Consider the following 6,841-nt stretch of genomic DNA (forward strand, 5'->3'; position numbering starts at 1 on the left):
ATCGACCCCACGGCGGCCTCGGCGGCCAGACCCCCTACGAACGCCTCAAGCAGAAGACTCAGACCCAGGCGTAAACGATCATCGTCGGCTGCACATTCGCAGTTAACTGAGCACTGCCGAATTGTTCTCATAGGGATCAAGGCGGCGGCCCTCCGCGCCGCCGCACGGCCCGCCGCCCGCCCGCCGTCCGGGCGTGCGGCGTGGGCGCCGGTCCCGAACGACGGCGGGACTCAGGGCCGCCCGCCGTACACAGCGCCCGCCGCACCATGCCTCACCCGCCGACCATGGACGCGCCGCCGCCCAAATGCAGCACTACGATCGCCTGGCTGTGGCCAGCCAGCGTACGGGGTCGGGGGCGATCGCCGATCCGGGACTTCGTTCCTCAGCCCCGGCTCACGGAGCATCGTGGTAGCCGTGATCAGTAAGCCCGCCCAAAGATGACACGCTTGCCATACGCAGATGCTTCACCGCAATGCACGCACCATCCGGTCTCTGAAGCACCGTCGAGCGGAATACAGCGCGGAGTTGCTGCGACCTTGGCCTTGATGTCGTCCTCACACGCGGGACTGCCGCAGTGCAACACCAACGCCCATCCCGACGCTACGGCCTCCGTGAAGGAGTCCCAGGTGTCCACCCTCATGGTGTGACTGTCGCGGTATTCGGTAGCCCGCTGAAGAAGGAAGGCTTGGAAATCCTCCAGTACGCCAGGAATGAGCTCCGGCGCAGAAGACAGCGAGATGCTCTGTTTGCCCTCGTCGCCGAGCCTCTTGGCCATCACCACAGTGCCAGACTCAAGATCACGCGGACCGAGTTCCAGCCGGATAGGAACGCCGCGCAGCTCCCAGTCATTGAACCGGAAGCCAGGCGAAAGCTGTGCGCGATCATCGACATGGGTGCGTATACCGGCCGCCTTAAGTCGCCCTGCAAGCTCCAGCGCCGCGGCCGAGGTCTGCGCGCCCTGATCGCCACGTCCAATCGGCACGATTACCACTTGATAGGGGGCAAGTCTGGGCGGGAGGACCAGGCCCTTGTCATCGCCGTGGGTCATGATGACCCCGCCGATCATTCTCGTTGACATGCCCCATGAGGTGGTGTGACACAGTTCGAGACGACCAGCTTCGGAGGTGTACTGAATGTCGAAGGCTTTGGCGAAATTCGTGCCCATGTAGTGGGAGGTTCCAGCTTGGAGCGCCTTGCCGTCCCTCATCATGCCCTCGATGGTGAAGGTACGGACGGCGCCGGCGAACCGCTCCCCGGCTGTCTTCTCACCAGGTACTACGGGGATCGCCGCGATGTCCCGCGCAACCTCTGTGTAGAGATCGAGCGCCAGCATCGTCTCGCGCATCGCGTCCGCCTCGTCGGCGTGTGCTGTATGACCCTCTTGCCAGAGGAATTCCGTCGTGCGCAGGAACATGCGGGGCCGCAATTCCCAGCGCACGACGTTGGCCCACTGATTCAGCAGGAGCGGAAGGTCTCGATGGGATGAGACCCACTTGGCCATCATCTCGCCGATGATCGTCTCTGAGGTGGGCCGAACGACCAGCGGCTCTTCAAGTTCCTTACCGCCAGCGTGAGTGACAACGGCGAGCTCAGGGGAGAATCCCTCGACGTGATCGGCCTCTCGCCGGAGGTAGCTCTCCGGGATCAGCAGAGGGAAGTAAGCATTCTCATGACCGGTGTCCTTGATCCGGCGATCAAGTTCCCCCTGGATGAGCTCCCACAGGCGATAACCGTACGGTCGGATGACCATGGTGCCCTTGGCGGGTCCCCTGTCAACGAGCTGCGCCTTTGCAACCAGCTCGTTGTACCAGGCCGAGAAGTCCTCATTCTGAGGAGTCACACCACGTTCATCACGTCCCATGCAGGGAGAATATCGCTCATGGCATGTCCTCGTGGCTCGTCGAGGAAGGCCTCGCGACAGTGCCCTTAGGGGGCGGGGACGGATGGCAGTCATAGGTGCTGGTGACGCCCAATACATCAACCTGGCCTCATGCACGCTCATGAGTGCACACGGGCAACCCCATGGAGTGAATGCTCAGCTCAGATTCCCTTCGGGCAGTAGGGGCTCTCAGCGGTCGCGTACTGCAATCAGTACTGCAACAGAGGCACACGACCACTCACGTCCACGCCCTTGCAGCGCCGCTCAAGACCGGGTTGCAGGCCTCTGATCGCGGCCGGGATGGTCCTGATAAGGAAGAGGTTCCAGGTTCAAGTCCTGGTAGCCCCACTCTGTATGACCAGCTCAAAAGGCCAGATCCCAAGATCGCGGATCTGGCCTTTTGATCGTTTGTTAGCCGCTCGTTAGCGGGGCCTCCCCCGGCCGCCAGTACTCCGACTCGACATCTAACCGTCGCTTGGGTCCCCGCCTCGCCATCAACACGTCCCTAATGATCAGGTGTGTTGCGATAAGCACTAGAACCCGCGCGTCCGCCTGGGGGGTCAGTATTCAGGCTCTGGCACTAATTTCGTGATCTTTCAGCGGACGGCCCGGCCGACCTGGTGTTCATGTTGGGTGATCGTGTCGGAGCTGCTCGGGATCTGCTTTCCTCATCTGGCCTGCGTGCGTGTCGACCGTGTCTTCCGTCATGGAAGGTCGGTGCGGATCCAGGCGAGAACCGGTAGCTCGCAGGGGTCTTGTCCGGGCTGTGGGGTGGCTTCGCGGCAGGTGCACAGCCGGTATGAGCGACGCCTGGCCGATACTGCCCTCGCCGGTCAGGAGGTGTTGATCCATCTGCAGGTGGTCCGCTTCGTGTGCCGTAACGCCGAGTGCGGCAAGAAGACCTTCGTCGAGCAGGTTCCCGGGCTGACCGAACGCTACGGCCGGCAGGCCATGTACGTGATATCGGCCTATCACGTACATGAACGATCATCGCCTCGCGCCGACCGGGCGAACCGCCTGCGACGGGACTGCGCGACTCGGGCACGTTATCCGGTACATCGCCCGGAGGCCGCCAACCGGGCCCGGCCGACCGCTCGCGCCCGGCGCCACCGCGCGGTAGCCCGCGTGAGCGTCGCCGGCGCGCGCAAGGTCACCGCGCTGACCACGCTGCACCGGCTGCTGAGCCGCCGCGACATCCCGCTGCGCGAGAAGACCCTGAGCTACGAATCCGCCGCCCGCGCGGCGGAGATCCTCGCGCTCAACGTCGAAGACCTCGACCTCGAAGGTCGGCCCGCGCCTGTGGCGTCCAAGGGCGGCGCGATCGAATGGGTGTACTGGGACACCGGCACCGTCCGCCTGCTGCGCCTGCCCGACGGCAGCTCCCGCACCCGCGGACCGCTCTTCCTCACCGAACGCCGCGACCGCGGCGATCTGGCTTCGATCGCCGTAGCCGGCAGGGCCGATACCCAGCGGCTTGCCACCGGGACGACGAGTCCGGTGCCGAGCCGCTGAAGGGCGTCATGGGGTGAAGCGGTAGCCCATGCCCGGCTCGGTGATCAGGTGCACCGGGCGGGCGGGGTCGCGTTCGAGTTTCTTGCGGAGCTGGGCCATGTACTGGCGCAGGTAGTGGGTCTCCTTGACGTGCTTGCTGCCCCACACCTCGGTCAGCAGATATCGCTGGGGGATGAGCTTGCCCGGGTTGCGGAGCAGGACCTCCAGGATGTGCCATTCGATGGGGGTAAGCCGCATGCCTCCGGAGATGGTCTTGCCGACCAGGTCGACCGTGTGGTCGCCGATCTTGATGCTGGCCAGCTCGGCCTCTTGGACGGCAGCGCGGCGGGAGACGGCGCGGACGCGGGCGAGGACCTCCGCGATGCTGAACGGTTTCGTGACGTAGTCGTCGGCACCCGCGTCCAGGGCGTCGATCTTGTCCTGGTTCCCGGCCCGGCCCGACAGCACGACGATGGGGATCCGGGTCCAGCCGCGCAGGCCGTGGATGACGTCGACGCCGTCGATGTCGGGCAGGCCGAGATCGAGGACGACGAGGTCGGGATGCCATTCGGCGACTTCGCGCAGGGCAGAGGAGCCGTCCGCGGCGACCGCGACCTCGTAGTGGCGGGCGGCCAGGTTGATCCGCAGCGCGCGCAGGATCTGCGGCTCGTCGTCGACGACGAGGATCTTGGTCATGCTGTCACCGCCTGGGATGAGATGGGCATTTGGACGATCATGGTGAGGCCTCCCCCTGGTGTCTCTTCCGGGACGAGCGCGCCGCCCATGGCCTCGGTCAGGCCGCGTGAGAGCGCGAGTCCCAGCCCCACGCCGGTGCCGTTGTCGCGGTCGCCGAGCCGCTGGAACGGCAGGAAGACGCGGTCGTAGTCTTCGCGTGGGATGCCGGGGCCGCGGTCGATGACGCGGATCTCGACGTTGTCGTCGTGCCAGCTGGCGGTGATGAGCACCTTTTGATCGGTGGGGCTGTAGCGGACGGCGTTGGTCATCAGGTTGACCAGCACCCGTTCGAGCAGTGCGGGGTCGGCGACGATTTCCGGCAGGTCGACGGAGATGTCGCCCTCGATCCGATCGCGCAGCGAGCCGAGGTCGTCCATCGCGCGGGGGACGACTTCTTCCAGGGCGATGGTCTGGAATGACAGGCCGAGTACGCCGGCCTGCAGGCGGCTCATGTCGAGCAGGTTCTCGACCAGCCGGTCGAGGCGGGTCAGCGATTGGTGGGCGGTGTCGAGGAGTTCGTCGCGGTCTTGGGGGGTCCAGTCGATGTCGTGGCTGCGCAGGCTTTCGACGGCGGCCTTGGCGGCGGACAGGGGGGTGCGCAGGTCGTGGCTGACGGCGGCGAGCAGCGCGGTGCGCATCCTGTCGGCCTCGGCCAGTGGTTTGGCCTGCTCGGCCTCTTCCTCCAGGCGTTCCTGGCGCAACGCGACCGCGGCCTCGGCGGCGAAGGCCTCAAGCACTCGCCGGTCGCTGGCGGCCAGCAGCCGGCCGTGCGCGGCGAGCACCAATGTGTCGTTGATCTTTACGTCGGTGTCGGCGACGGCGGGGGCGGTGCAGGGAGCGGCGCCGGAGGTGGCGATGATGCGCCAGGCGCAGGGCTCGGACTGGTCGTCCGGGGTGGGCTCGCCCACGCGTTCGAGGAGGGTGACCGAGTCCAGCCCGAACGTCTCGCGCAGCCGGCCGAGCAGTGAGGGCAGCGCAGCCTCGCCGCGCAGCACGTGCCCGGCCAGCGTCGACAGCGTCTCGGCGTCCGCACGGGCGCGGGCGGCCTCCCTGGTACGGCGGGCGGCCAGGTCGACGATCGTGCTGACCGCGGCCGCCACCAGCACGAACACGACCAGCGCGAACAGGTTCTCCGGGTCGGAGATGGTGAGCTGGCCCATGGGCGGCGTGAAGTACCAGTTGAGCAGCAGCGACCCGCCGATCGCCGCGGTGATGGCCGGCCACATGCCGCCGATCAGCGCGACCCCGACGGTCAGGCTGAGGAAGAAGAGGATCTCGCTGGGCAGCGAGAGCATGTCGCGGAACGGGGTGAGAGTGGCGGTCAGCAGCGGCATCCCCGCCACGGCGACGGCCCATCCGGCCAGCCTGCGCTTCCTGGTCAGCGCGGCGCGCGAGCGTTCGGACCGGACGCGGCCCTTCCTGACTTCCTCATGGGTGACCAGGTGGACGTCGATGGAGCCGGACAGTGCCGTGGTCTCCACTCCGACTCCCCGGGAGAGGATCTGCGCGAACCGGCCGCGCCTCGACGCCCCAAGCACCAGCTGGGTGGCGTTCACGCCGCGGGCGAAGTCGAGCAGCGCCCGGGGGATGTCGTCGCCGACGACCTGGTGGTAGGTGCCGCCCATGTTCTCGACCAGGGAACGCTGGCGGGCCAGGGTGGCCGGGTCGCCTCCGGCCAGCCCGTCGGAGCTGGTGACGTGGACGGCGAGCAGGTCGGCGCCCTTGGTGCGGGCGGCGATGCGCGCCGCGCGGCGTACCAGCGTGTCGCCTTCCGGCCCGCCGGTCAGGGCGACCACGACCCGTTCGCGAGTCTCCCAGGTGGCGGCGATGCCGTGGTCGGCGCGGTAGCGGTCGAGCTGGTCGTCGACCTTGCCCGCGACCCACAGCAGGGCGAGCTCGCGCAGCGCGGTCAGGTTGCCGATGCGGAAGTAGTTGGACAGGGCCGCGTCGACCTTCTCCGGCGCGTAGACGTTGCCGTGGGCCATACGGCGGCGCAGCGCCTCGGGCGACATGTCGACGAGCTCGATCTGGTTCGCCCGCCGGACCACCTCGTCGGGCACGGTCTCGCGTTGCGGGATGCCCGTGATCTCCTGGACGACGTCGTTGACGGACTCCAGGTGCTGGATGTTGACCGTGGAGATGACGTCGATGCCGGCGTCGAGGATGTCGTCGATGTCCTGCCAGCGTTTGACGTTGCGCGAGCCCGGCACGTTGGTGTGGGCCAGCTCGTCGATCAGCGCCACCTTCGGCTTGCGCTCGATGACGGCGTCCACGTCGAGCTCGGTGAAGGTGCTCCCCCTATAGAGCATGCTCTTGCGCGGGATCACCTCCATGCCCTCCAGGAGGGCGGCGGTACGGGGGCGGCCGTGGGTCTCGACGAAGCCCACGACCATGTCCCTGCCGCGCTCGCAGGCACGCCGGCCCTCGCTGAGCATCGCGTAGGTCTTACCGACCCCAGGCGCCGCTCCGAGGTAGACCCTCAGCCGCCCCCGCATGTCACCCCCTGTCCAGCGCGAGGTTGAGCTCGAGCACGTTGACGGCGGGTTCGCCCATGAAGCCGAGCGCCCTGCCGGTGGTGTTGGCCTCAATGAGCCGCTTGACCTGGTCGAGGGCGATCTTTCGTTCCCTGGCCACCCTGGGGGCCTGGAGGTCGGCGTAGGCGACGGAGATGTGCGGGTCCAGGCCCGAGCCGCTCGCCGTCACCGCGTCGGCGGGGACGGCGGGGGTGCCCGCGCC

5 protein-coding genes are annotated in these 6,841 nt (G+C 67.3%); 1 reads left to right on the forward strand and 4 read right to left on the reverse strand.

Annotation, left to right across the window (positions count from 1 at the left end):
* Window positions 1-418: 418 nt before the first annotated feature.
* Window positions 419-1,861, reverse strand: coding sequence for a proline--tRNA ligase (proS, locus tag ABT294_RS50520; protein WP_350813713.1), 1,443 nt, complete (start codon window positions 1,859-1,861; stop codon window positions 419-421).
* A gap of 735 nt (window positions 1,862-2,596) precedes the next feature.
* On the opposite strand from proS, the gene ABT294_RS50525 reads away from it, so the two are divergent.
* On the forward strand, window positions 2,597-3,391 hold the full coding sequence (locus ABT294_RS50525; RefSeq protein ID WP_350813717.1) for a transposase family protein: 795 nt from the start codon (window positions 2,597-2,599) through the stop codon (window positions 3,389-3,391).
* A gap of 6 nt (window positions 3,392-3,397) precedes the next feature.
* Here the strand turns inward: ABT294_RS50525 and ABT294_RS50530 are convergent, their stop codons facing one another.
* The 3 genes from ABT294_RS50530 to ABT294_RS50540 form a co-directional block, all read right to left on the reverse strand.
* Window positions 3,398-4,066 carry a response regulator gene (locus tag ABT294_RS50530; RefSeq protein ID WP_350813714.1) on the reverse strand — a complete coding sequence of 223 codons (669 nt, stop codon included), beginning with the start codon at window positions 4,064-4,066 and terminating at the stop codon, window positions 3,398-3,400.
* Window positions 4,063-6,600 (reverse strand): DUF4118 domain-containing protein, encoded by a 2,538-nt coding sequence (locus ABT294_RS50535; RefSeq protein WP_350813715.1) that lies wholly within the window; start codon window positions 6,598-6,600, stop codon window positions 4,063-4,065. The genes ABT294_RS50530 and ABT294_RS50535 overlap by 4 nt, the downstream gene beginning before the upstream one ends.
* Before the next feature lies 1 nt (window position 6,601).
* A partial coding sequence (locus ABT294_RS50540; RefSeq protein ID WP_350813716.1) for a potassium-transporting ATPase subunit C occupies window positions 6,602-6,841 on the reverse strand: 240 nt, incomplete at its 5' end.

It is taken from the genome of Nonomuraea sp. NPDC000554 (genome assembly GCF_040300065.1).
In the GTDB taxonomy this organism is placed as follows: domain Bacteria; phylum Actinomycetota; class Actinomycetes; order Streptosporangiales; family Streptosporangiaceae; genus Nonomuraea.

Coding starts and splice junctions, on each gene's coding strand:
- proS (WP_350813713.1), bottom strand. CDS start 1,861: ATGGGACGTGATGAACGTGGTGTGACTCCTCAGAATGAGGACTTCTCG.
- ABT294_RS50530 (WP_350813714.1), bottom strand. CDS start 4,066: ATGACCAAGATCCTCGTCGTCGACGACGAGCCGCAGATCCTGCGCGCG.
- ABT294_RS50535 (WP_350813715.1), bottom strand. CDS start 6,600: ATGCGGGGGCGGCTGAGGGTCTACCTCGGAGCGGCGCCTGGGGTCGGT.